This window comes from Vibrio comitans, assembly GCA_024346835.1.
GTDB lineage: Bacteria > Pseudomonadota > Gammaproteobacteria > Enterobacterales > Vibrionaceae > Vibrio > Vibrio comitans.
Genome location: AP024866.1, coordinates 294,876 through 321,112 on the forward strand (window position 1 = coordinate 294,876; position 26,237 = coordinate 321,112).

The following is a 26,237-nucleotide window of genomic DNA, read 5'->3' on the forward strand; positions in this document are numbered from 1 at the left end:
CTTTAGTAATTTGATGCGTATTATATTCCTAGGGACGGTTATAGCAGTTTTATCTGGGTGCTCAATGGGGCACAAGGATCCAGTTGAGATAAAACAAGCCTTGAACGAAGCTGCTAATCAAGCCAACAGTAAAAGTTTGGATGAGTTGCCAGAGTCGGTACAAGCGGATCTGATGCCAGATCTTGAAGGATTGTCTCCGTCTGACCAACCCACAATTAAGCGATTTAGAGTACAAGCTAACGGCGTGCAAGCTAAGGCTTTCTTTGCCAGCTTAGTCAAAGGTACTGAATTTAGTGCTGCAATTCATCCGAATGTAGAAGGGCGCATCACAGTTAACCTTACTGATGTCACTATGGATGAAGTGCTTAATGTTGTTCGCGATATGTACGGCTACGATGTGATTAAATCTGGCAAGGTGATTCAGGTTTACCCAGCAGGTCTGCGCACAGAAACCATCCCTGTAGATTACTTGCAGATGAAAAGAATGGGACGTTCTTTAACGTCGATTACTAATGGTTCTGTAACGTCAAAAGATGATAGCTCTAGTAGTAGTTCATCTGATTCAAGTTCTAGCTCAAGTTCGAACTCTTCATCAAACTCTAGCTCAACGGAAAAAACCGGTGGCACAGACATCGAAACACTCAGCGAAAGTGACTTCTGGACTCAATTGGAATCCGCTGTTGCAACATTGATTGGCTCGAGTGATGGGCGCAGTGTCGTTGTTTCTCCACAAGCGAGTGTTATTACCGTACGTGCTTATCCAGATGAAATTCGTGAGATTCGTCGCTTCCTTGGTGTCTCTCAAGCTCGCCTTCAGCGTCAGGTTATCCTTGAAACTAAGATCCTTGAAGTGACCTTGAATGATGGATATCAACAAGGCATCGAATGGACCAACATGAGCGCATCAATTGGTGGTGCTGATGTGGTGGTAAATCGTGCAGCCTCAACCCTAGCAGGTTTAGACCCCATAGCTGATTTATTAGGGGGATCAACTAGCGTTACGGTCTCTGATGGTAATTTTGAAGCCGTATTAAACTTCATGGCAACGCAAGGTGATCTAAACGTTCTATCTAGTCCAAGAGTGACAGCAGCCAATAACCAAAAAGCGCTGATTAAGGTCGGTGAAGACGAGTATTTCGTTACAGATGTTTCTAGCACAGTAGGTAGTGGTGACAATGCTAACGTCGCTCCAGATGTTGAGCTAACCCCGTTCTTCTCCGGTATCTCTTTGGATGTGACTCCACAAATAGATGATAAAGGCAATGTGCTGCTACATGTACACCCTGCGGTTATTGAGGTCACCACAGAAATTAAAGCAATCGATCTAGGTGATACAGCGGGTGTGATTCAGCTTCCACTGGCAAAAAGCTCTATTCGGGAATCGGACACCATCATTCGTGCCACTGATGGTGATGTGGTTGTGATCGGTGGATTGATGAAGTCTTCCAGTAAAGAAATCGTTTCGAAGGTTCCTTTCTTTGGCGACATTCCTGCTCTTGGACATTTGTTCCGAAATACGGTGAATACAACAGAAAAAACCGAGCTAGTTATCCTGCTCAAGCCAACCGTTGTAGGTGTGAACACCTGGCAGCAAGAGATTGAGCGTTCGCGCAACTTATTGAATGAGTGGTTCCCTGAAGGGCAATAATGTACTTTTCGCGATTTGGCTTTAGTCAGCCTCCGTTCGGGCTGACCCCTAATACTGAGCTTTTCCACGGGTTGGCTCCACACTATGAGGCCATCCATACCGTAATGTCTGCGGTAACCATGGGCGAGGGCGTTATCAAGCTCACCGGCGAGGTGGGTACCGGTAAAACTATGGTTTGTCGAATGCTCATTGAACAACTTGAGCATGACTATTCACTCGTCTATCTACCCAACCCAGTGCTGGATGGTGATGGGATTCGCTTTGCGATCGCCAATGAGTTGCAAGTCGATACCAGTGATTCGAGGGCCATTGTCGATAATGTTCAGCGTAAGTTGGTGGAGCTGAGAGAGGCAGGCAAGCCTGTCGTTGCTCTAATCGATGAAGCACAAGCGCTTAGCGACGAAGCATTAGAGACCATTCGTTTATTTGGCAATTTAGAAACGATAAACAGCAAGCTACTGCAAATGGTATTGATTGGTCAGCCAGAGCTTGAAGAACGTTTAGCTCAACATCACTTGCGTCAGTTTCGTCAGAGAATCACATTCAGTGCTCAGCTTCGACCGCTGACACTAGCTGAAGCTTCTGCCTATATTGATCATCGTATTACCTCATGCGGGGGTAGCAAAGACTTGTTCAACATGAGTCAGAAAAAGTCGATTTGGAAAGCCGCTTCAGGGATTCCAAGAATTATTAATCAGTTGTGTCATAAGGCCTTGCTGCTGGCATTTACTTCAGACAAACAAACCGTCGCAAATCGACATCTATTTGACGCAATGAAAGATACATACGTTATGCAAAAGCCGAAATACAAAACGCCATGTTTATGGGGGTGGCAACAAGTATGAGTGTAGTTAACAGTGCTCTATCTAAGCTAGCTGAGAAAGAGAAGCCGCAAGGGCAAGCCATTACCAAGGCTGAAGTGCCTGAAATCAAACGCTCAAAACCAGTTGTATGGTTGGTGGGCGGTTTTGCAATCAGTATGGCGATAGGTGGCTGGGCAGTTTCACAACAGCAGACATCAGTAGCGAGTATTGAGTCCTCTAATGAGGTTCTGACTGTGACTAAAGTTCATGAGCTTAGCCCACAAACCGAGGCTGAGGTTGAGACACGCGGAACTGTGCCTTCACCAACTCATAGCAAGGTACAAGAGTCTGTTGTGATACACACTACGCAGACCATTCAACCTTCAGTTAAATCATTTGAAGAACAACCAGAAGCTAAACCAGCACCAAAGAAAGTAGTGGTAACGACTAAACCGACGAGCACAACTAAGACAGTGCAATCGGTTGTAACGACCACTCCAGTACCAGTAAAAACCGTGCCGGTGAAGGTCGCTAAGGTCGAGTCAGTTAAGACTCCTGCTGTCGCGCCATCTGCGGTGGTAAAAAAAGAGCCTGTATTGATTGCTAAAGTCGAGACTCCTGCCAATGAAAGCATGACTGTCGAACAGGTTGAGTTAACACCAAGAGAGCTCGCGAATAAATCTATTTCTCGCGCGGAGAAAGCTCTGGATTCTAATGATGTGAAAACGGCATTTACAGAATACAGCCGAGCACTTCGCCTCGTGCCAAGCGATGAGAACGTGCGTCAAAAACTATCGGCTCTTTATTACGGTCGTAAAGACGCCAGAAAAGCCGCAACCTTGCTACAAGATGGCATTCGATTGAATGATAGAAGCGAAGAGCTTCGTTTTGCATTGGCTAAGTTGTTGATTAAAGAGCAGCAACCAGAAGCGGCGCTTAATCCGCTAATGTATGTTCCTGAGAATGCGAGCGAGGATTATCTCGCCTTGCGTGCAGGCGTTGCACAGCAAATAAAGAATACGGACGTAGCGTTAGAGAGCTACCAAAGCCTTGCTGAGTTAGACCCTGACAATGCGCGCTGGTGGCTGGGATTAGCGATTCAGCAGGAGCGTCGCCTAGAGTACTCTCAAGCTCATGACTCGTATACTAAAGCACTTGGCCTAGTCGGCGTTTCAAGAAAAACCCAATCTTTTATCCGAGACCGTTTACAGCTGATTGAATCGTTAGAGGGGAACTCTGATGGCAATTAAACTGTTAAAACGCCTTGGCGATTTGTTGGTAGAAAATGAGATTGTCTCTGAAGGCCAAGTTCAGCAAGCCCTTGAAGCACAAAGGCAAACTGGGCGGAAGTTGGGTGACTCTTTAATTCAGCTAGGCTTTATTACTGAGAAACAACTGTTAGAGTTCTTGTCTCAGCAACTCAGTTTACCTCTTATCGACCTCAATCTTGCACAAGTAGATATTGAAGCCGTGCAATTGTTACCCGAAGTGCATGCTCGTCGTTTGAGAGCGCTAGTCATTGATAGAAATGGGCACACATTGCGTGTGGCGATGAGTGATCCTGCAGACCTGTTCGCGCAAGAGTCTGTGATGCGTTTGCTGTCGAATTATGATGTTGAACTGGTTATTGCTTCAGAACGCCAACTGGTCTCTGGCTTTGATCGCTACTACCGTCGAACCAAAGAAATCGCGTCTTTTGCAGAGCAATTGCATGCTGAGCATCAACCGACAGATAGCTTTGATATTAATGCAGGCGGTGACGCAGACAGTGATGAAGTTACTGTCGTTAAGCTTATCAATTCTCTGTTCGAGGATGCGGTTCAAGTCGGCGCCTCGGATATCCATATCGAACCCGATGAAAACGTACTGCGCCTGCGTCAGCGTGTTGATGGGATTTTGCATGAGACCGTGCTTAATGAGGTCAACATAGCCTCGGCACTGGTGCTTCGCCTGAAGTTAATGGCTGACCTTGATATCTCTGAGAAGCGTTTGCCTCAGGATGGACGCTTTCACATTAAGGTGAAAGGTCAATCTATTGATATTCGTATGTCGACGATGCCCGTTGAATACGGTGAGTCGGTAGTGATGCGCTTGCTCAACCAAACAGCAGGTGTGCGTCAGTTAGATGAGACTGGGCTACCGGAAGACCTGCTTCATCGAGTTCGTTATCAGCTAAAGCGTCCACACGGAATGATTTTGGTTACTGGGCCTACAGGGTCGGGTAAAACCACAACTCTGTATGGAGCACTCTCAGAGCTTAACTCTCCAGGTAAGAAGATCATCACAGTGGAAGACCCTGTTGAATATCGTCTACCACGAGTGAATCAGGTTCAGGTAAACACTAAGATCAATCTCGACTTCTCTACCGTACTCAGAACCTTCTTACGTCAAGATCCAGATATTATTCTGGTGGGTGAGATGCGTGACCAAGAAACCGTTGAAATTGGCCTGCGAGCAGCTCTTACCGGTCACCTGGTATTGAGCACGCTTCACACCAACGATGCCGTAGACAGCGCTCTTCGTATGATGGATATGGGCGCACCGGGGTATCTGGTAGCGAGTTCTGTTCGTGCGGTATTAGCGCAGCGCCTAATCCGCCGTGTATGTCGAGACTGTGGTGAAACTCATTCAGTAAGTGAGCACCAACAAACTTGGTTGCAGGCGCGATTCCCGAACCAAGTATCAATCACCTTTACTAAAGGGCGAGGCTGCCAAAGCTGTAATTTAACTGGATACAAAGGCCGTGTGGGCGTGTTTGAACTACTTGAACTAGATCAGCCTTTAATGGATGCACTGCGCTCCAATGATGCGGTTGGCTTTACAAAACAAGCTCGTCGAACGGAAGGGTATAAACCATTGCTGGTGTCAGCGATGGAGTTAGCGATGGAAGGAACCGTTAGCTTAGAAGAAGTTATGACTCTGGGTGAGGGCGATAGCTCTGGCTTAATTGAAGCGTATATGTTGTAGGGCTGTATGGCGACGTTTAGATATCAAGGACGAAACTTAGAAGGTCAGAAAGTGAATGGCCTAGTGGATGCGGCAACTCAAGAGTTGGCTGCAGAAGCCTTGATCGAGAAAGGAATTATTCCAATTTCTCTGCGCACGGGTAAATCTTCTGACAAAGGTAATTTTGATTGGAAGGCAATGTTTACTCCTGCTGTGCCACTGGAAGTGTACGTTATCTTCTGTCGCCAAATGTACAGCCTAACCAAAGCCGGTATCCCGTTACTTAGAGCGATTCGAGGACTGACGACCGATGCGACCAACAAGCAGTTAAAGCAAGCGTTAGAAGAAGTGGGAAATGAGCTAACTAATGGCCGTAGCCTTTCAGCTTCAATGCAGCTTCATTCCAATGTATTTAGCCCGTTATTTGTGTCGATGATCTCGGTAGGCGAAAGCACAGGTCGTTTAGATAAAGCTTTATTACAGCTGAGTAACTACTACGAGCAAGAGCTAGAAACACGCAAGCGGATTAAAACCGCAATGCGTTATCCAATTCTAGTTTTGGGGTTTATTACTCTTGCCATGTTTGTACTTAACATCAAGGTAATCCCGCAGTTTGCCAGCATGTTCAGTCGCTTTGGGGTCGATCTGCCATTGCCTACACGCATCTTGATAGGAACATCAAACTTCTTTGTCGAGTATTGGACGCTGGTTATTGCGGTGATGGCAGGGGCTTTATTTGCTTTTCAGGCTTGGATTAGCCGAGCTGAAGGGCGAGAGAAGTGGGACAAAATGCGTCTTAGGTTTCCGATTGTCGGTGACATAGTCAACCGAGCTCAATTGGCACGTTTTTCTCGAACCTTTTCCCTGATGTTGCAATCAGGTGTGCCTTTAAACAACGCTTTGGCTCTTTCTGCTGAGTCGATGGACAACAAATACCTTGAGGCTCGCTTATTAGAAATGAAGTCTGCCATTGAAGCGGGTTCTGCTATTTCTGGTGCTGCAAAGAACACGGGCATCTTCACTCCATTGGTTGAGCAGATGATCTCTGTTGGTGAGGAAACCGGTCGAATTGATGAGCTATTAATTGAAGTCGCCGACTTTTATGACCGAGAAGTGGATTACGACCTAAAAACACTCACTGCGCGAATTGAACCCATTCTGTTGGTGATAGTGGCGGGCATGGTACTGATTCTTGCGCTAGGTATTTTCTTGCCTATGTGGGGAATGCTAGATGCGATGCAGGGTTAGATGTGGAAACAACTTATCGCAACACAAGGATAAACCACTTGGCGGCTTGGGCTGCAGTGGTATTGATATTAATCGGTACTTTGGTGGCGGCGTTAAACCGAGTCACTATCGAAGCTGAAAGTACTTCAGTGTCTTTGATTAGCGTCAAAGCACTAGATAGAGCCAATTATCTGCGTCAATACTGGGAACTCAATGGGAAACCAGAGTATGCAGAAATAAAGGGAGCAATAGTTCGTTTTAACAATAAAGGATGGGTGACCCCTTATCTCGATGGGGTGAAAAGCTGCGATGCATGGGAGCAATTATTGTTGCCAGTACCAAAGCAAGATTACTCTCCAGTATCGAGTAGTTTGTTACAGCAAAAGGATATCTATTCGTGCACCTATGCCTTTAAAAATGGTGAGCTATTGAGCGTAAATATGATTCAGGGAGGATTATCAATCAGGAAACAAATACCATGACTTTTCTTACTTAAATTTACATAAATAGTAGATTATTTGAACGATATATATATAATCTGCCGTCCAAAGTTGTACCCAAGAGGGATTTTTATGAAACGTAATGCAGGTTTTTCTCTAGTTGAATTGGTGATTGTTATTGTTGTTTTGGGCCTCCTAGCCGTAGCAGCACTACCAAGATTTTTAGATGTAACAGACAAGGCGAAAGAAGCCAGTGTTGAAGGTGTTGCTGGTGGTTTTGCTACCGCAGTGTTGTCAGCTCGTGCACAGTGGGAAGCGGAAGTTCGTCCTAATGTGAGTGGCTCAAGTTCAAATAGTAATTATGTTGATTACGATGGTAGCTTCTTTTTCCTAACTTCCACTAATGGCAGTGCATCACTTCGTGATGGTTACCCGATTTCTTATTTTGGTGATAATACAGCACCTGAGTCAGGTACTGCACCAACGACAATTACCGATAATCAGACATGTAGCGACTTAATGAATAATCTTTTGCAGAATCCACCTAAAGTAGGTATTCCAAGTGAAGTAACTGCAGATAGCTCATATAAGTACGAGGCTGAGAAGCAGAGTAATTTTGTGTGTCGTTATACTCAGCTTGAGGGTACCCAAGGCACTGTTGCGCATTACTTTGAATACGATGTATCAAAAGGCAGTGTTCAAGTAACGCTCAACTAAGTTAGGTCTAAATAGAGTAAGTGGTTCGATGAACAAACAGGTTGGCTTCACGTTGATTGAGCTAGTTGTTGTGATAGTGATCTTGGGTATCTTATCTGTCACAGCAGCACCTCGTTTTCTAAATCTTCAGTCTGATGCTCGAGTATCAGCACTGAAAGGAATGAAAGGGGCGATGGCTGGAGCTGGTTCAATTGTTTATGGCAAAGCTGCAATCAATGGTGTCGAAAGGGCTACTTCTGCTTCTGTTAGCAATATTGCGTTGGTGTTTGGTTACCCAGAAGCCAGCGAACTAGGCATTGTGCGAGCAGTGCAAGGGCTAGAAGATAGAGCTGACTGGGCATTTAGCGAAGAGGTTATTTCGGATAGCTTAGTCGTAACATTTGCGGGAAGAGAATTGCTTAGCGACCCACAATGCTCAGTTATATATGAAAATGCGGTCATGGGTTCGGCACCATCAATAACGGTTGTCGAAACCGGCTGTTAAGAAATTCGGATGAAATGGGATGATGTGCAGTAAAAATAGTCGCATACATCTTGTTTATAAATAATTACACGTTATTATATTTAGTAACATTATGATTACCCACATAAAAAGGTATTAAAATATGAAAAAGCAAGGCGGTTTTACACTGATTGAGCTTGTAGTAGTGATCGTTATCCTAGGTATCCTAGCTGTAACTGCTGCTCCTCGCTTTTTGAATCTACAATCTGATGCGCGTGAGTCTTCTCTACAAGGCTTAAAAGGTGCAATGGCTGGCGCAGGTTCTATCGTTTACGGTAAGGCTGCGATTGAGGGCAAGGAAACAAGTGGCATAAATGTTGATGTTGAAGGTATTGATACAATTTACGGTTATCCTACGGCAACTTCAGCTGGTATTGCAGCAGCAGTAGACGGACTGAACGCAGATTGGGATGTTGTTTCTGCTGCAGGTGTTACTAATACCAATGCTATTTCATATACCTTTAAAGGACAGTCTCAAGAAGGCTTCACTGATGCAAGTGGGTGTCATGTGCGATATGAACAAGCAACAAGTACAGCGGTAGGTTTGACAGCGAAAGCTGTTGTTCTAGATGATAAGTGCTAGCCCACTTTTATAACTTTTCAAAAGGCCAGCTTAGCTGGCCTTTTTTAGCTCTAACAATCACGCTATTTCTCAGCAAGATTGCTTTCAATTCCATATAATCTAATTACTTACGTTTTCATTGGTTAGGGACAAGCAATGGACCACCCTCCGACAAAGAACATGAAAGGCTTTACCTTGGTAGAGCTTATCGTCGTGATTATTGTGGTCGCGATCATGTCTTTGTATGCAGCTAGCAAATTCATTGGTGTCTCTCAGTTTTCAGCGCAAGCAGCTCAACAGCAAGGTATTGCGGTGATTAGGCAAATTCAGCTTGGGCGAATGCAGTCCAATATTGAAGACACAGATACTCTTCATGATAGATACCAATTAGTCATCACAGGAAAATGCCTTGGTTCAAAGCAGGCGTGCAGTTCGGATACTAACGAACCGTTCAGCCATAAAGTGGTGATTGAAGAGCAAGATATGAGCTTCAATCCTCCATTGAACATCGATTTTGATTTGCTCGGTAACCCAGTAATCTGCACTACACCGAATGGCAGTACACATACTTGTAGTGACCCTGTGCAGATTCATGTTGCTAGTTCTGCAGAATCCGAACTTATTTGTATTAATAGCCAGGGGTACGTGTATGGCTGTTAAAAAGGTAGCTGGTTTTACTCTTATAGAAAGCATCATTGCAATTGTCATCCTTGGCTTAGCAATGATTACATTGACTTCTTTCCTTTACCCTCAGATAGCACAATCAGCGAAACCGTATTACGAGGTTCGTGCATCAGCGCTGGCTAATAGTCTGATGACTGAAATTCTATCTAGAAACTTCGATGACCTCAGTGATCATGACGGTGGAGAGTTCCGCTGTGGTGAGGATGACTATCTAGATACTCAAGGTAATATCATTTCATGTACGCCATCCGCCGCATTTGGGCCTGATAATTTTGAGCCACCAGAACTGTTCAATGATGTAGATGACTACGTTGGATGCTGGTATACGACGAATCAATCTAAGGCAAATTGTCGCGTTGATGAAGCGGGCAACCTAAACGATATCTTTGGTAATAATATTTCAAATGACTATCTAGGGTTCCGCGCTGAAATTTCAGTTAATTATGACTATGACACTAGGCTCGGTGTTCCAGCGGAAGGTGGCGGCTTACCGCGAGAGATTTTTAAAGTGGTAACCGTTGTTATTACGGCAAGTCAGTATGGTGATTTCACCTTTGTTGCCCACAGGGGGAACTACTGATGCGAAGAAATGGTTTCACCCTCATAGAGATGATAGTCACTATAGTAGTGGTCGCTATAATCTTTTTGGGTATTGCTGGCTTTGTTGAGTTCGGTACCAAAGGTTACACTCAAACGGTTGATAGACAGAGACTTCAGAATCAAGCTCGGTTTGCTATTGAGAAGCTTCAGCGTGAGATCAGCCATGCTGTCCCGAATAGTTTTGACTTAGTTTCGAACAATCAATGCCTTTCTTTTTATCCTATCGAGTATGCGGGATTTTATGCTAGGCGAGAAGATACTGGTCGCATTGAGTTTGTTGTTGGCAACGAGCTTGAATATCCCCATACCTTTCCAACTGGTACGCGCTTAGTTATTAACCCAAGCAGGATGGCTGATCTGCAGAATAATGGTCAAAGCGTTTCAATTGCTGAAATTAAATCTTCAGAGAGTGACGAGTTTTTTAGCGTAACCATGAACCCACCGAGTGACTCTGCAGCAAACAGACATTTTATCTACCGCACCAACAAGGTCGAGTACTGCATTACCTCAGACGATGAGTTGAGAAGAAATGACATAGTGGTCACTAAGGGCATCGATTCCACGCAAAGTGAGTTTCGTTTTCAAGATACCTCACTGCAACGAGGTGGCTTGATACACCTAGACTTCCTATTTTTTAGTGGTGATGAGCGGAGTTACTACAAGCATGATGTGCAGGTGAAAAATGTTCCGTAATCACAGTCAAAAGGCCCAACAGGGCAATGTCTATATAGTGGCTATATTCGTCATAGTTGTGATGGGGATGCTGGCCTTGAGTATGCTGAGAATAAGTTGGTCAAATCAAGATACGCTAACTAGAGAGTTGCTGGGTAATCAAGCTAGCTTATTAGCACAGGCGGGCAATGAATGGGGTCTAACGCATTTATTTCCACTTAATGGTGAAGAGAGTGTTGATGATATCTTAGCTCGTTGCAGCAACCTCTCTAGTAGTGCTGGAAATGCAGCAATAGCTCTCGTCGAAAATAGTGGCACACCATGCAGTGCTCCTATAATCACATGCGAATCACCAGCATCAGGCGTACCAGAAGATCTACGTTATTTCAGAGTCACCTCAGTTGCTACTTGTAATGATGGCAACATATTTGAAGTTCAGCGCGAGCAAACAGTTTGGGTTAAAGGAATTAGAGATGAGTAGATTTTCATCTTACGTTGTTGTTTTATTTGCTCTAGTCAGCTTTCAAACTTTGGCTGAGGCTCGATTGCCTATCAACAATCAAGCTTCCATCAAAACAGCTATTCAGAGTTGGAATACAGGTAAGAAAGTCGACTTCTCAGGAGAAGGTCGAGTGAGTGGAGCTACTGATAAAGACAAGGTTGGTTATAACTCTGTAGATGGTAATCACAATAAAGCCTGCAGCAATCGCGATTGTGTTGCAGACCAAGATAATTATCTGCTCGGCGAAACACCGTCTTTTACGATACCTGATGGGGCTATTCAGATAAACAATGCCGACAAAGGTACTGTGCTATCAAGTGGTATTTATTATTATTCTGGTGATGAATTTAAGCTTGATTCAAATCAGTTCATAGCTTTCTCTGGACCTGCAACCCTTTACGTAAAAAAGCTAACCATTGATGGTGGTACTATCAATGTACAAACAGAGGATCCCAATGACTTTGTTTTGATCGCGTCGGGTGACACTAGCATTAAATATGCAGATGAAATCTATGGGCATATCTTTTCCGCTGGTACAATGGATACCTCCTTTACTGACCTATACGGAACAATCTCCACTGGAAGTGACTTGAAAATAGATGAAGGAGGCGTTTTAAATGGCTCTTTACCTGATATTCCACCTATTCTTCCCCCTGAACTTGAGACCTGTGACTTCAAATCAAACGAAAGATTTGGCGTCGCTTTTGAGCTTTTGAATGTCGAGTTGACGGAAAAAGTATTAGCTACCAAAGGTGTTGGCGGTGGAGCAGGTAGTGAAATATTAATGCCTATTTGGACTAATGATCCGAACATTGATAGCTGGGTACCACCTGCGGGATACGTGAAAGGTGACGTAGTTATTCGAGACACTCTAACAGAGGCAGGTAATGACTATCAGATACAGCTGATCTTTGAACCCGCTTCTGGTGGTGGTAACAACAAAACAGGTGACCTTTACTACTATCTCTACAGAGAGGATGTTCCGACAGAAGGCTGGTATCTAATTGATGTTCAACCTGTGGATTTTGGTGACCTTAACAGTGTGAATATTCTGGTCGGTGGCGAGGATATGACGAATGTCAATTGTGATGCATCGACACCACCAGAGGTTCCAGAGATAGAACTTCCTGAAATATGCCCTTTGTTTACAGGCCCGGCGCAGCGTTGGGATGGTACCTTTGCAGGCAATGTTCAGCCTGAAATCCATATTCAAAACTCTTCTTCAATCATAGGTACTTTTGATGAAGGGGAGATCGGTTTTGATCCTGAAGATAAATTCCGTGACGATGGAGATGATGGTTGTGATGGCAACGCCTGTATCGGGAACGCCAATTTAATAGTTGCCCAGCCTGACTTTGAGTCGTTCGATAATACTGGTTTAGCTAATGTCGAACCTAGTGACGGCCAGACCTTGATTCCGGGTAACTACAACAAACTAACTATTTCAAATAATGTCACCCTAAGCAGTGGCGAGTACTTCATTGAAGATCTTGATATTGAAGACAGTGGCACGCTGACAGTTGCGGGTAAAGCAGTACTTCATCTGCACAAATTTGAGGTAGAGAACGGTGGTGTAATTGATACCTCAGCCATTAACCAGAATGAGCTATTCATATTTGTAGAGAGTGACGACAAGGTCAAGATACATAGTGTTTTTGACCTCGATGCACTTATTGTTTCTAACAATGAGGTCGAGCTTCATAAAGGTGTGAATTTATATGGTGCAATTACCTCACCATATATAGATTTGCACGATACCTCTAGCATTAACTCAACCATCCCTGCCTCTTGTGCACCCGATATACCTCCAGAAATCCCTGAACAGTGCAGCGTATTTCCTAATGCCATTCAGTCTTGGTCTCGAAGCAATAATAGTGATTCGAACGTTATATTTGGTGGTGGAGCTACAGTCACAGGTACAGCTTCAGGAGAGGGAAATGTAGGTTTCCATGCTGTAGAAAAGAACTTTGATAGCCAAACCGCATGTGACGGCAACGAGTGTATTGCGGATACAAGCCTATTGGTAACCGAGCCAGCAGTATTGGATTTTAATCCTACGGGGCAAAATATTGTCATTGGGTGGACAGACGAACGCGAACCCATTGAACCTGGTAATTACTCAAGCATCACGCTTAGCTCTGGCATTTATGAGTTGACCGGACAAAACTATGATGTAGGTACCTTTACTCTCAGTAGTGGAGGTACTTTGTATGTTAAGCGCGGGACTCTACTCAAGGTTAATCAGCTCAATATTAGTAACGGCGCGCAGGTTATTCTAGAGGGTGAAGGTGAGGAATCCTGGCTTGTCTGGGGTGAAAGTTGGAATGGTCAAACTGCGCTTGTCTCTGTTTCTATAGGTGATATCCCCGTAGATATTTTTAGCCGGGGCAAAGTGGTGCTAAATGGCTCAACTAAGGTGTTGGGCTCTGTAACTGCCGATCAGCTAGAGATTTTAGGTAGTGCGAGTGTTCAGCGTACAACAGACAACTGTGAGCAACCTGATATCCCTGATATGTGTCTTTACTTCCCAAACGTCTCTCAAACTTGGGTTGGTAGTGAAGGAGATAAACTACACGTAGGCGGCAACGAGAGCAGTCGCATTGTTGGGGCTGTTGAAAGAGATAGCGAGTTTTTTGTGGGTTATAGCCAGAGCGTGATCGACAAAGAAAACAATATCCTTTGTGAGGGACAGGCGTGTAAAGGTGCTGACGACCTCAAACTACAAGAAGCTCCAGACTTTGATTCTATGACCTTCGATAATTACTCGCTTGGTGAATATGACTTGAGTGGAAATGAAACTCTTATACCTGGCGACTATGGCTTTTTAGAAATAGAAAATGGCGAAACCGTAACCCTTACTTCAGGTACCTATAATATCCAACGAATCGATGTTAAAGATGGCCGACTGAGGGTTGAACCTGGATCGCAAGTACTTCTATATGTTCACAAGTTAGAAGTAAAAGATAACGGTACTGTTCAACATGATGGTAACCCTGAAAACTTCTATATTATTTCCCCAACCACAACTTATCGTAAACAAGATGGTAAGAGCGAAGATTCGAAGATTAAATTTGATTCAAAGGATGTGGACGACGTAATTGGCTATAACTTCTCAGCTCTCATTTTGGCTAAGAAGAAAGTAGAGCTTAGAGAGACGGTGCGGATTACTGGTGCGGTGACTACACCTGAAGTCCATGTTCATGACAACTCGTATCTAATCAACGGTGTGCCGGATGAGTGTCTTCCTCCATCAGGTGATTATGGTTTAGAACTCTTTCCTTCACAAGGGATTGAACTGACCTGTGAGCCTCAGACAATAAACTTCCAAGTCTTGGACTCATCTGGTAACCCTACAGGATCATATACTGGGAATATTGTTATTACTGCCTCTGGCGGCGCAGCGCCTAGCTTTACCGTTTTAGAGGGTAGTTTTGAGGGAGGTAACTCTTATAAGCCAAACAGTGATGGTTTGCTGAGACTAAATTTGGAAGAGAGCACTGTCAGCAATGTAGTTGTGGAAGGTACTTTGTCTGATAGTTCCTCAAACACCTTAGTAACAGGTAACTACAAGTTTGTAGCTTATAAGTTCGGGTTTAGTAGCAACCCAACCAACATTATTGCAGGTAAGGTATCGGATCGACTGAATGTTCAACCTCTCCAATGCGAAGGAAATCAAGCTGTAGTTTCTGATGATTACAATGGAGTGAAAGATGTAGCCCTCTCAGTCACTAGTTATGATTTACCAACTTCTACCCAGCGCAGTGATGAAGTTGTTAGCATTAGAGATACTAGACAGTCAAATGGTTGGCAGACCACTCCGCAGAACGCTTTCAGCCTAGACTTTAGTACTAATTCGACTGCCCGAATTCGAATAGACTACGAAGAAGCAGGTGCAGTATCCTACATCATGAGTGATGAGATATGTATCAATATCGAAGGGCAAGATGAGCCTGAGTGTAGAACCTATGAAGGCGTCCACAACATACAATCACGCCCTTGGACCTATGCACTTTGTAGTCCGATAAGTGCTGATATGTCGGGAACGTCAGAACAAGGTTCTAAATTTAGCGTCTCTGGTATTCCATTCGCGCTAGATGCAGTGCCAATTAAGTTCATAAACGGTGGAAGTACATCAGGTGAGATTGATGTATCAGAGATGTGTGGAAATCTGGCTCAATTGGAAACCAAGAATTTCTACTTAAATAGTGCCCCAAGTGTTTCGACGATTCTAGAAGCTGAATTGGATACTCCGCCTAGTGGTCGCCTAGGTGAGGATGGCCTTGAGGGGGTTCCTGAAAACGGTGTACCAAATGATACAAACTCGAATGGTCCACTACAATTCAGTGCTTTACGCTGGTCTGAAGCAGGTAGCATACGAGTAAAAGCGAAGACACTAAATGATATAAATTATTTGTTTGAGCCAATTCAGCCAGGCTATCGCACCGTGGGGCGTTTCGTGCCTCAGCAGTTAGTCATGTTAGACCCAAGCAACGGCGGTTGGACACAATGGCTGTATAGTTCGGGGCATGATGGCTTTGCTTATATGAGTCAACCAATTACCCATAATTTTAAGTTACAGGCCATGTCTGCTTCAGGTTCTGAGACTCAAAACTATGGTTTGTTTAATAACAGCTTGATCTCTTCAGTGGATTACGTAGCGCAAACCAAGAGTGAGTCTCCAGAGATAGATTTTGTAGCAGATTCTAGAATAAATGGCATCCAGACTTGGGGAGGAGAGAGTTGGCCTAAATCTCTGGCTGATGATCCTTCGATATTGTCCATAAGTATTGATGACTTCACGTTGTGGAAAAAGACGACATCATCCGGTAGTTCGGCATTAACAACGACTGCCGATGGCCCATTCGGTAAAGATAATAACGTAGACTTTGGCCTAGAGGTGAGTGATGTAGTGGATGATGTAGAAATATTGGGGTTAGATATTCCATCGCTAGTGTCAGACGACAATATAGGTAAACGCTTCTCCGTTCAGCCTGATTTTCGATACGGTCGAATGCACTTAGGTGATGTAGGTGGTAATACTGGAGATACGATTCGAGTACCTTTGAAAACAGAGTTCTGGGATAGCAAAAACTTTGTTCGCAATCGTGATGATAACCTAGGTAGTAAATATGATGCTGCTCAAGCCTATTGTTTGCAAACCATATGGTCTAATGATGCTGCGCAAAGAGATAGTATTGCAAGACTTGATTCATATGGGCAGAAAAGTGTAATCGAAGGAACCTCGTCAGCTCTGCAAGCCAATCATCAACCTAGAACTGCAAATGAAAGAACTCAGGTTCGTTTGTGGCTTCGTCAAGGAATGTCATCCCCGCAGCGCGGTGAAAGCGATGTTGACTGTAGCAATGGTGTCTCATACACAGACCAACCATGGCTCCAATACAACTGGAGAGACAAAGGCGACGAAGACCCATCAACCGTTGTCACCTTCGGTACCTTCCGAGGCAATGATCGAATCATATTCAAAGGCGAAAGGGCGCTAATGGGTAATTAAAACTGGCAATTTTGGCGCCTAAGTCAGAACAACGTCAGAAAAAGGCACTTTATATCAATCTTTGTAATCCAATGCCTTGCTGAATAAGTGTGGCATTGGTACATTTAGTACAATTTTGTCTTCCAAAGATTGTGAGAAGAGCGCTTAGATATGTTTAAAAAAATTCGCGGAATGTTCTCAAACGACCTGTCTATCGATTTGGGTACAGCGAACACACTAATTTATGTTAAAGGACAAGGTATTGTCCTTGATGAGCCATCAGTAGTGGCTATCCGTCAAGATCGTGCTGGCTCTGCGAAAAGCGTTGCGGCTGTAGGTCATGATGCGAAGCAAATGCTAGGGCGTACTCCAGGAAATATTTCAGCTATCCGTCCAATGAAAGACGGCGTAATTGCTGACTTTTTCGTGACTGAAAAAATGCTTCAGCACTTCATCAAGCAAGTTCACGACAACAGCTTCCTTAAACCAAGCCCACGCGTACTAGTTTGTGTTCCTTGTGGTTCTACCCAAGTTGAGCGTCGTGCTATCCGCGAATCTGCGCTAGGAGCAGGTGCTCGTGAGGTTTACCTGATTGATGAGCCAATGGCAGCAGCGATTGGTGCTGGTCTACGCGTTTCTGAGCCAACAGGCTCTATGGTTGTTGATATCGGTGGTGGTACTACTGAGGTTGCAGTTATCTCACTAAACGGTGTGGTTTACTCTTCTTCTGTTCGCATCGGTGGTGACCGCTTTGATGAAGCTATCATCAACTACGTTCGTCGTAACTACGGCAGCTTGATTGGTGAAGCAACAGCAGAGAAGATCAAGCACATGATCGGCTCAGCTTACCCTGGCGATGAAGTGGAAGAACTGGAAGTTCGTGGTCGCAACCTTGCAGAAGGTGTGCCTCGTAGCTTTAGTCTAAACTCAAACGAGATCCTAGAAGCCCTTCAGGAGCCTCTATCTGGTATCGTTTCTGCAGTAATGGTTGCACTAGAGCAGTGTCCGCCAGAGCTGGCTTCTGATATCTCAGAAAACGGTATGGTATTGACAGGTGGCGGTGCGCTACTTAAAGACCTAGATCGTCTACTAACGGAAGAAACGGGTATCCCAGTTGTTGTTGCTGAAGAGCCACTAACTTGTGTTGCTCGTGGCGGCGGTAAAGCTTTAGAAATGATTGATATGCATGGCGGTGATCTATTCAGTGAAGAATAACTCTTTCATTGGATTTTCCCGATTAGCAATTAGAACGGGTAATAAAGAATGAATCCAATCTTTGGCAGAGGTCCATCTCTGCAATTGAGACTCTTTTTTGCCGTATTACTATCAGCCAGCTTAATGTTGGCTGATAGTCGTTTAGATGCCTTCTCAAATGTACGCTACGTGTTGAATAGCACGGTAGCGCCAATTCAGTATCTCGCGGACTTACCGCGCAGTATGTTTGGCAACGTTTATGAGCGCTTCAGTAGCCGACAGCAATTGCTGGCTACCAATAAAGCGCTGCGTGAAGAACTTCTGAAAATGAAGAGCGACCTTTCTTTGTTCGCTCAATATAAAGAAGAAAACCAAAGATTTAGAAAGCTACTTGGTTCAACGTTTGTGCGTGATGAAAAGAAGGTGGTTACCGAAGTAATGGCGGTAGACTCCTCGTCTTATCATCAGCAGGTTGTGATTGATAAGGGCCATATCGATGGGGTTTATCAGGGGCAGCCAGTAATCAATGAAAACGGTATCGTAGGACAAGTGACCGAAGTAGGTGCTCACAATAGCCGAGTGTTACTACTAACCGATGCTAACTCTGCTATTCCTGTTCAAGTGATTCGTAATGACATTCGAGTGATTGCAGCAGGCAGTGGTGATCAAACCAATATCCATCTCCAGCACATACCCAGTAACTTTGATATTCAAGAAGGCGACGTATTAGTGTCTTCTGGCTTAGGTGGCATTTACCCTGAGGGGTATCCTGTCGCTACGGTAAGCAAAGTGCAAATTGATAACCACCGAGAGTTCTCAACGATTACTGCAGCACCCGCGGTAGATTTTGGTCGTCTACGCTACTTGCTATTGGTATGGCCACAGCAAGATGAGCAAGAAATCACTCTAGAGCAAGAGCCAGTTCAGGCTGAGCAACCAGTCATTGAGGTCGAAGATGGCGAATAGTATCTTGAGTAGCAAACTCGTTATTTGGATGACATTTTTAATCGCCTTGGTTCTGCAAACTATCCCATGGCCGGGCACTATGGACGTATTCCGCCCATCTTGGTTAGTGCTCGTTACCTGTTATTGGGTGATGGCTGCACCACATAGAGTCAATGTTGGAACCGGTTTAATTCTGGGACTGATTTGGGATCTATTGTTGGGCTCGACGCTTGGCGTTCGTGGCATGATGATGGCAATCATTACTTATCTAGTCGCGATTAATTTCCTAGTACTTCGTAACATGGCGCTGTGGCAGCAAGCTTTGATTATGGCACTACTTACAATGTTGAGTGTCTTAATTGAGTTCTTTGGCGAATTTGTCATCCAAGATGTGGTATTTAATCCTGCGTCACTGTGGGTAGGTTTAATTAACGGTATTCTATGGCCATGGCTATTTTTATTGCTTCGCCGAGTGCGTCGCATTTGGAGAGTACGATAAGCCATGCATAAGTCTCTAATCCTCGCGTCTGCATCTCCAAGAAGGCGCGAACTTTTATCCCAGCTCGGCTATAAATTCACTATACTAATCAGTGATATAGAAGAAGTGCGTGCAGAGGGAGAAACCCCTGATCAGTATGTACAACGATTAGCTGAAAGTAAGGCAGAAACGGTTTTGCAACAGGCTCGCTCAGAGAGCAGTGCAAACCCTATTGTTATTGGTTCCGATACTATAGTGACACAAGGCGAGCGAGTATTCGAAAAACCAAGTTCGCTGCAAGAAAGCTTAGATATGTTGGGTCAACTGTCTAATGCTAAGCACCAAGTAATGACGGCTGTATGTGTATGTGACGCCGAAAAATCAGAAACCATTATTTGTATTACAGACGTATGGTTTAAGCCCCTCAGCCGCCAAGAAATAGAAGATTATTGGCTGACAGGCGAACCGTGCGACAAAGCAGGAAGCTACGGAATTCAGGGGATAGGCGGTAAGTTTGTTACCCGTATTGAGGGCAGTTACCACGCAGTTGTAGGTCTACCTTTATTTGAAACCGAACAGCTCTTGCACCAATTTTTATAAGATTTAGAGGTGCGCTATGAGTGCAGAGTTATTGATCAATTCAACCCCGAGTGAGACGCGGGTTGCAATGATCGAAGGCGGTGTCCTTCAAGAAGTCCATATCGAAAGAGAAGCTAGACGAGGCATTGTAGGTAATATCTACAAGGGGCGTGTGAGTCGCGTTCTGCCGGGTATGCAAGCCGCTTTTGTTGATATCGGTCTGGATAAAGCTGCCTTTTTACACGCCTCAGATATTGTTCCTCATACCGAGTGTGTTGCTGAGAATGAAAAGCAGCAGTTTAAAGTTCGAGATATCTCTGAGCTAGTTCGCCAAGGGCAAGATATTGTGGTTCAAGTGGTTAAAGATCCGCTTGGGACTAAAGGCGCACGCCTAACAACTGATATCACTCTCCCGTCTCGCTACCTTGTATTCATGCCTGGCGCTAGCCATGTTGGCGTGTCACAACGCATCGAGTCAGAGCAAGAGCGCAATCGTCTAAAGAAAATCGTTGCCCCTTACTGCAGTGAGTCGGGTGGTTTTATCATTCGTACTGCCGCCGAAGGTGCCGATGAGAAAGAGTTAGCACAAGACGCTGCTTTTCTTGAGCGCCTATGGGTTAAGGTTATGGAACGTCGCTCCAAGTACATTACTCGCTCGACGCTCTATGGTGAGCTAGGCCTTGCTCCTCGTATTTTGCGTGACTTCGTTGGTACAGAGCTGTCCTTAATTCAGGTTGATTCTCGCATGGTGTATGACTCTTTGCTTGAGTTCACGGAAGAGTTTGTACCTGAGTTGATGGATAAGTTGGCACTGTATGATGGTGATAAGCCTATCTTTGATTTGTACGATGCAGAGAGTGAAATTCAACGCTCGCTAGATCGCAAGGTCACATTAAAATCGGGTGGCTACCTCATCATTGACCAAACCGAAGCGATGACGACGGTGGATATCAATACCGGTGCATTTGTAGGTCGACGCAATCTTGAAGAGACTATCTTCAATACTAACCTAGAAGCCACAGAGGCCATCGCTCGTCAGCTAAGACTGCGTAACCTTGGTGGTATTATCATTATCGATTTTATCGATATGGCTAGCGATGAACACCGTAAGCGCGTACTTGCATCACTGGAAACCGCACTGAGTAATGACCGAGTTAAAACCAACATTAATGGCTTCACTCAATTAGGCTTGGTTGAGATGACTCGTAAGCGCACAAGGGAAAGTATTGAACATGTATTGTGTTCTGACTGCCCTAGTTGTGAAGGCCGTGGTTCAGTAAAAACAGTTGAAACAGTTTGTTATGAAGTGCTTCGCGAAATCACTCGAGTAAACCGAGCGTACGATGCAGATAAGTTCTTAGTTTATGCTTCGATAGCGGTGGCAGACGCACTGCATGGTGATGAGTCTCACGCACTCGCTGAGCTAGAACTGTTTATTGGTAAAGAAGTTAAAATCACCGCTGAACCGCTTTATGTTCAAGAGCAGTTCGACGTAGTTATGATGTAGGATAGTGTTTCATTGGCGTCATTCGCAGTTCGACTAGAGCGATTATTTTTATCGTTACTGGTCTTTATCTTTGTTTCGTTAGCGGTGCTAGTCACCGCTTTACGCGTTGCTTTACCTCGCCTAGATAACTATCAAGACGATATTCAAAGTTGGTTCAACCAAGTCTCTGGACTGAACTTCACTATTGGTGAAGTTCATGGTTATTGGAAAAATACTCACCCATCTCTCTCTCTTTCAGGCCTAGAGGCCGACATACCTAAAGGCGTTAAAGCTTTCTCTGTTGGAGAGGTGCGCGCTGAATTTGACCTGATCGATTCATTGCTAAACCTTCAACCTAAAGTCAGTGAGTTGACTGTTGATGGTTTGCATATTGATATCAGCGACATCGACCTATTTAGTTCGAACCCTGAGCCATCTGATTCTTCTGAAAAGGGAGAGCAGCAATTACTCAAGAGTCTCGAAAACCTAGTACTGCGTCAGCTAAGTGAGTTTGCACTTACTAACTCAACCATAGTGTTTACTGACATTTCTGGTGATGTGCGTGAGGTAGAGATTGAAAAACTGAGTTGGCGTAATGATGACAACCGACACCGCGCTGATGGTGTAGTGAGCATCAAAGATGTTCAGCTTAATAGCGTAAGTGTTATTGCTGACTTTTATGATCATGATGGTTTATCTGATATCAGCGGTGATTTTTATCTGCAAGGTAATAACTTTGATGTTACCCCTTGGGTATCTCCTTATCTTGCTGATGGTGTAATTATTGATAAGGGCAGAGTTAGCCTTAACACTTGGATTTCTCTGCAGCATAACCAACCGGTTGATGCCTATCTTGAAATATCACCCTCAGAATTAGCATGGCGTGATAAGGATAATATCCCTAACGCCATCTCTATTGAGGGTGGTGTAGTAAAACTCGACCCTACAGAGAAAGGCTGGCAGTTAAACGCACAAGACTTAGCATTTAGTTCAAATGGTACCTCTTGGCCGGATTTGAATGTCGCATTTCAGTGGTCTCCAGAAAAATGGAGACTGAATGCAAACCAAATAAAGCTAGAAAGCATTACCCCTATCCTTGATCTACTGCCTGACATGGAGAAGAGCGAAGAGTGGGTGGATACTGTTCGCCTTGGCGGTACGGTTGAAGATATTCGTGTCTCAATGGGCAAGGGCATAGAGACGCTTCGTTATTCGGCTAAGGTAAAAGATGGTCGTATGAATTACTGGGAACTGATCCCAGGATTTCATACCTTAGAAGCGAAAATATTTGGTCGCTCAGATCTGGCCAAGGCAACCGTCACTATGCTTGATGACACGCTTCCTTATGGCGAGGTGTTCCAAGCTCCGCTTAAGATACGTCAAGCAGAGGTTGATATTGTCTGGCAGTCAGATGATAACGGCTGGAGTCTATGGTCAGATAAAGTCACCGCTGCTACTCCAGACCTACAAGTATTGGGTGCCTTCAAGCTCGATTTTCCAAAGGATGCTCCTGCATTTTTATCTTTCTATGCAGAAGCTGATTTGGCGAATGCGGGACAAACTTGGCGTTACTTACCAACTCTTGCTTTAGGGCGAGGCCTTACCGATTACCTCTCTGCGGGTATTCAAGGCGGTCGAGTAAAAACAGCAAAACTGCTCTGGTATGGCGAGTTGTCTAGCTTCCCATACAACGACAATAGTGGCATTTTTCAAGCATGGGTGCCGCTACGCCAAACCAAATTTAGCTTTAGTACTGCATGGCCACCATTGACCGATATGCAGCTAGATTTGCTGTTCCAAAACGAGACCATGTTCCTGGACTCGAGAGATGCCAAGCTTCTCAATATTCAGGCTGATCGTATTTCAGGCCAGATCCCTCGCATGTATGGGAATGGGCATATCGAAATTTTTGCGGCAGCCAAAGCAGAAGGAAAGGACGTTCGAGATTATATGAGTGCCTCTCCACTCGTTGGCTCTGTTGGTGCGGTGCTAACGACCGTTGATATCAAGGGACAGGTAGAATCCCAGTTCCAACTTAAGATTCCTTTTAATGAAAACCAGGAGTCTAGAGCTTGGGGATACGCCGATCTTAGTGAGAATGACATCAATATTACGGCGCCACCAATGCTACTGAAAAAGGCATCGGGTCGAATTGAATTTGATAATGACGTTGTCCGTTCATCGGGGATAAGCGCTAATTTGCTAGAACAACCGATTACTTTGGACTTCGTTGGGCAAAATGCAGAGTCGAGTTACGACACAAGGATTGACCTTATCGGTGATTGGCATGCTGAACCGCTTGTTCCTTATCTGGGTAAGACTTGGCTCGAGCCTATATCAGGACATGCTCCATGGAACATGGGGATCGATTTACAGATTAACGATGTTGGTTTTACCTATCAGATAGATGCCAAAGCCAATCTGACCTCGCTTGCGAGCACCTATCCTGCACCAATGAACAAAAAGATTGGAGATAACTGGCAGGCTCGAATGCAGGCTTCTGGCAATCAGGAGTCGATTTCAGCTAGGCTACAGCTTCCTACCGCTAAATTTCAGACTGAGATTGATATCACTCAGGGAAGACCTGTTCTTGAAGCAACCAATACTGTGATTGGCTCGGGCAGTTTCCGAGTAAGCCCTATTGTGGGGCATCATGCTTCGCTACGCTTGCCAGAGTTTAATCTAGATGAATGGGTTGCTGCATTGGAGCGACCAAGTGTAGGACCTAAGCCTATCCTTAGTGAGCTTAACGCTCCAGAATTTCCTGTCCCACAACGTATTCAAGTGCAGACCAATAGCATTAAAGTTGGTGGTTTGGATTGGAATGAGGTGGATTTTCTTGCTCGTAAGAGAGGCAATCAGTGGCTATACAACATAGACAGCTCGCAAGTAAAAGGTAAGGCTGAATATGACGGTTCTGATTTAGGGATTGATCTGTCACTTCTGCAGCTTTATTTCGCAGAACCAAAGAGTCTCGTTAAAGAGTCTGTCGCTAAAACTGAGGTCAAAGAGAGGAAGGATGACACTAAACCACTCATTACCGATTTTGACCGAAAGTTCTTCGAGAAAATGCCTAACCTTGATCTAAAGATCGACGATTTTTGGATGCAGGGTTACAAGGTGGGTAAGGTTGATGTGGTGATGAACCATGATGGCCAGCGCATCGTTTGGGATAAAGCCAATTTTACCAGTGGCACATCAAGTGTGTTAGCCAATGGTTGGTGGGAGCTGACCGATGATGATAGTACAACGCATCTTGGTTTAAGTATGGAAGGCGAAGATAACTCTGAAATTATGGCGCGCTTTGGCATTGATTCAGGTATACAGAAGGCCTCGTTTAACCTGAACTCATCATTAGAGTGGAAAGGCTCTCCCTGGAATATGCAAGTCGACACCATTAACGGCACGCTCAAAGCAGAGCTTGGTCGTGGTGTTATCTCGGATGTCGGAGGCGCGGCCAAGCTTTTGGGTATGTTTAGCCTCGATTCTATTATTAGACGTATGCAGCTGGATTTCAGTGATGTATTTGACGATGGTTTAGCGTTCGATTCTATCAAGGGTACAGGTAAGGTAGAAAATGGTATTTTTGTTACTAATGACCTGAAGATGGACTCTATTTCTGGGGATATGACTATCCGTGGTTTAGCCAACTTGAACACTCAGATGGTGGATGCGGAAGTTACGTTTAAACCGGATGTTACGTCAGGTATACCTATGCTAACCGCTTTTGCTGTAGCACCTCAGACTGCTCTTTATGTATTGGCAATAAGTACGGTGGTAGCGCCAGTTATTGAGGTTATCACCCAAGTTACGTATGAGGTTAAAGGCCCAATGAACGCACCTCAAGTTAAAGAGAAGTCTCGTCGTAAAGCTGATTACGAGGTTCCAAAGCAGCTTCAATCACAGGGAAAATAACTCATGATGGATAAACCAAGGATAGGTTTGATTCAGATGACATCAGGCAATGATGTTACTGAGAATTTGCAGTTCATTGAGCAGCAGTTGCGAGGGTTGACCAAACAAGGTTGTCAGCTGATTGTGACACCAGAGAACAGCTTGTTGTTTGATAATGCACAGGCATATCAAGGTATCGCGGAAGAGTTGAACTCTGGGTCAATTCAATCCAAATTGGCGCAATTAGCAAAAGAGCTGCAAACTTGGATTGTGATTGGTTCTTTTCCTATACGCAGCAATGCGACGCACCTTTATTCTGCGAGCTTAGTATTTGATGATAACGGAGAGTTAGTCGCACATTACAACAAGATGCACTTGTTTGATGTAGAGGTTGAAGATGAACATGGTAGCTATAGAGAGTCCGATTGTTTTTCTCATGGCATACAACCACAAGTCATCGACACGCCCGTAGGAAGGTTGGGGCTTTCGATCTGTTATGACCTAAGATTTCCGCATTTGTATAACCTTCTGCGAGAGCAGGGTGCCGAGATTATTCTCGTGCCTGCGGCTTTTACTGCGGTCACGGGAGAGGCGCATTGGGAAGTATTACTTCGCGCTAGAGCTATTGAAAACCAAGCTTGGGTAATTGGTGTTGGGCAGTGTGGCTACCACTCAGCCAACAGACAAACTTGGGGACACTCTATGGTAATTGACCCATGGGGAAAAATCGTCACACAGGGGGCTATGACCCCGTGCAATTTAGTAGCCGACATTGAATTACATCAAGTGGAGAAGGTTCGCAAGGCAATGCCTGTCGCTTCACATCAGAAAATTTCTAACCTCATCAATAATGAGGATAAAGAGTAG

General features: G+C 44.6%; 21 protein-coding genes. All 21 read left to right on the plus strand.

Going from position 1 to position 26,237, the window contains the following annotated elements:
- The first annotated feature begins 13 nt into the window (after positions 1 to 13).
- The 21 genes from mshL (at position 14) to OCU46_RS01520 (ending at position 26,237) form a co-directional block, all read left to right on the plus strand.
- The gene (gene mshL / locus OCU46_RS01420) at positions 14 to 1,648 is read left to right on the plus strand and encodes a pilus (MSHA type) biogenesis protein MshL (protein WP_167495434.1); all 1,635 of its coding nucleotides are present in this window, start codon (positions 14 to 16) and stop codon (positions 1,646 to 1,648) included.
- Positions 1,648 to 2,493, plus strand: coding sequence for an ExeA family protein (locus OCU46_RS01425; protein ID WP_141273006.1), 846 nt, complete (start codon positions 1,648 to 1,650; stop codon positions 2,491 to 2,493). Before mshL ends, OCU46_RS01425 begins: the two co-directional genes overlap by 1 nt.
- Positions 2,490 to 3,701, plus strand: a complete 1,212-nt coding sequence (locus OCU46_RS01430) for a tetratricopeptide repeat protein (RefSeq protein WP_141273008.1) — start codon at positions 2,490 to 2,492, stop codon at positions 3,699 to 3,701. The genes OCU46_RS01425 and OCU46_RS01430 overlap by 4 nt, the downstream gene beginning before the upstream one ends.
- Positions 3,691 to 5,418, plus strand: coding sequence for a GspE/PulE family protein (locus OCU46_RS01435; RefSeq protein ID WP_141273010.1), 1,728 nt, complete (start codon positions 3,691 to 3,693; stop codon positions 5,416 to 5,418). Before OCU46_RS01430 ends, OCU46_RS01435 begins: the two co-directional genes overlap by 11 nt.
- Before the next feature lie 6 nt (positions 5,419 to 5,424).
- Positions 5,425 to 6,645 (plus strand): type II secretion system F family protein, encoded by a 1,221-nt coding sequence (locus tag OCU46_RS01440; RefSeq protein WP_141273012.1) that lies wholly within the window; start codon positions 5,425 to 5,427, stop codon positions 6,643 to 6,645.
- A 2-nt stretch (positions 6,646 to 6,647) separates the two neighbouring features.
- Positions 6,648 to 7,106, plus strand: coding sequence for a hypothetical protein (locus OCU46_RS01445; protein WP_141273014.1), 459 nt, complete (start codon positions 6,648 to 6,650; stop codon positions 7,104 to 7,106).
- A 90-nt stretch (positions 7,107 to 7,196) separates the two neighbouring features.
- Positions 7,197 to 7,781 carry a prepilin-type N-terminal cleavage/methylation domain-containing protein gene (locus OCU46_RS01450; RefSeq protein WP_141273015.1) on the plus strand — a complete coding sequence of 195 codons (585 nt, stop codon included), beginning with the start codon at positions 7,197 to 7,199 and terminating at the stop codon, positions 7,779 to 7,781.
- A 28-nt stretch (positions 7,782 to 7,809) separates the two neighbouring features.
- Positions 7,810 to 8,265: a type II secretion system protein gene (locus OCU46_RS01455; RefSeq protein ID WP_141273017.1), complete on the plus strand. Its 456-nt coding sequence runs from the start codon at positions 7,810 to 7,812 to the stop codon at positions 8,263 to 8,265.
- A 121-nt stretch (positions 8,266 to 8,386) separates the two neighbouring features.
- Positions 8,387 to 8,866 carry a prepilin-type N-terminal cleavage/methylation domain-containing protein gene (locus tag OCU46_RS01460; RefSeq protein WP_141273019.1) on the plus strand — a complete coding sequence of 160 codons (480 nt, stop codon included), beginning with the start codon at positions 8,387 to 8,389 and terminating at the stop codon, positions 8,864 to 8,866.
- Between the two features lie 135 nt (positions 8,867 to 9,001).
- Entirely contained in the window at positions 9,002 to 9,505 is a 504-nt protein-coding gene (locus OCU46_RS01465) for a prepilin-type N-terminal cleavage/methylation domain-containing protein (protein ID WP_141273021.1), read from the plus strand.
- On the plus strand, positions 9,495 to 10,109 hold the full coding sequence (locus OCU46_RS01470; protein ID WP_141273023.1) for a type IV pilus modification PilV family protein: 615 nt from the start codon (positions 9,495 to 9,497) through the stop codon (positions 10,107 to 10,109). The genes OCU46_RS01465 and OCU46_RS01470 overlap by 11 nt, the downstream gene beginning before the upstream one ends.
- Positions 10,109 to 10,822 carry a PilW family protein gene (locus OCU46_RS01475; RefSeq protein WP_141273025.1) on the plus strand — a complete coding sequence of 238 codons (714 nt, stop codon included), beginning with the start codon at positions 10,109 to 10,111 and terminating at the stop codon, positions 10,820 to 10,822. The genes OCU46_RS01470 and OCU46_RS01475 overlap by 1 nt, the downstream gene beginning before the upstream one ends.
- Positions 10,812 to 11,282 (plus strand): hypothetical protein, encoded by a 471-nt coding sequence (locus OCU46_RS01480; RefSeq protein WP_141273027.1) that lies wholly within the window; start codon positions 10,812 to 10,814, stop codon positions 11,280 to 11,282. The genes OCU46_RS01475 and OCU46_RS01480 overlap by 11 nt, the downstream gene beginning before the upstream one ends.
- Positions 11,275 to 16,815 (plus strand): DUF6701 domain-containing protein, encoded by a 5,541-nt coding sequence (locus OCU46_RS01485; protein ID WP_141273029.1) that lies wholly within the window; start codon positions 11,275 to 11,277, stop codon positions 16,813 to 16,815. Before OCU46_RS01480 ends, OCU46_RS01485 begins: the two co-directional genes overlap by 8 nt.
- Before the next feature lie 150 nt (positions 16,816 to 16,965).
- Complete coding sequence (locus OCU46_RS01490) at positions 16,966 to 18,009, plus strand: rod shape-determining protein (RefSeq protein WP_141273031.1); 1,044 nt, start codon at positions 16,966 to 16,968, stop codon at positions 18,007 to 18,009.
- A gap of 48 nt (positions 18,010 to 18,057) precedes the next feature.
- A complete protein-coding gene (mreC, locus tag OCU46_RS01495) occupies positions 18,058 to 18,954 on the plus strand; it encodes a rod shape-determining protein MreC (RefSeq protein WP_141273033.1) in 897 nt (298 codons plus the stop codon).
- A complete protein-coding gene (gene mreD / locus OCU46_RS01500; protein WP_141273035.1) occupies positions 18,944 to 19,432 on the plus strand; it encodes a rod shape-determining protein MreD in 489 nt (162 codons plus the stop codon). Before mreC ends, mreD begins: the two co-directional genes overlap by 11 nt.
- A gap of 3 nt (positions 19,433 to 19,435) precedes the next feature.
- Positions 19,436 to 20,011 carry a Maf family protein gene (locus OCU46_RS01505; RefSeq protein WP_141273037.1) on the plus strand — a complete coding sequence of 192 codons (576 nt, stop codon included), beginning with the start codon at positions 19,436 to 19,438 and terminating at the stop codon, positions 20,009 to 20,011.
- Between the two features lie 16 nt (positions 20,012 to 20,027).
- Positions 20,028 to 21,497 (plus strand): ribonuclease G, encoded by a 1,470-nt coding sequence (rng, locus tag OCU46_RS01510; protein ID WP_141273039.1) that lies wholly within the window; start codon positions 20,028 to 20,030, stop codon positions 21,495 to 21,497.
- Positions 21,498 to 21,509: 12 nt separating this feature from the next.
- On the plus strand, positions 21,510 to 25,391 hold the full coding sequence (locus tag OCU46_RS01515; RefSeq protein ID WP_141273041.1) for a YhdP family protein: 3,882 nt from the start codon (positions 21,510 to 21,512) through the stop codon (positions 25,389 to 25,391).
- 3 nt (positions 25,392 to 25,394) lie between these two features.
- Positions 25,395 to 26,237: a carbon-nitrogen hydrolase family protein gene (locus tag OCU46_RS01520; RefSeq protein ID WP_371858856.1), complete on the plus strand. Its 843-nt coding sequence runs from the start codon at positions 25,395 to 25,397 to the stop codon at positions 26,235 to 26,237.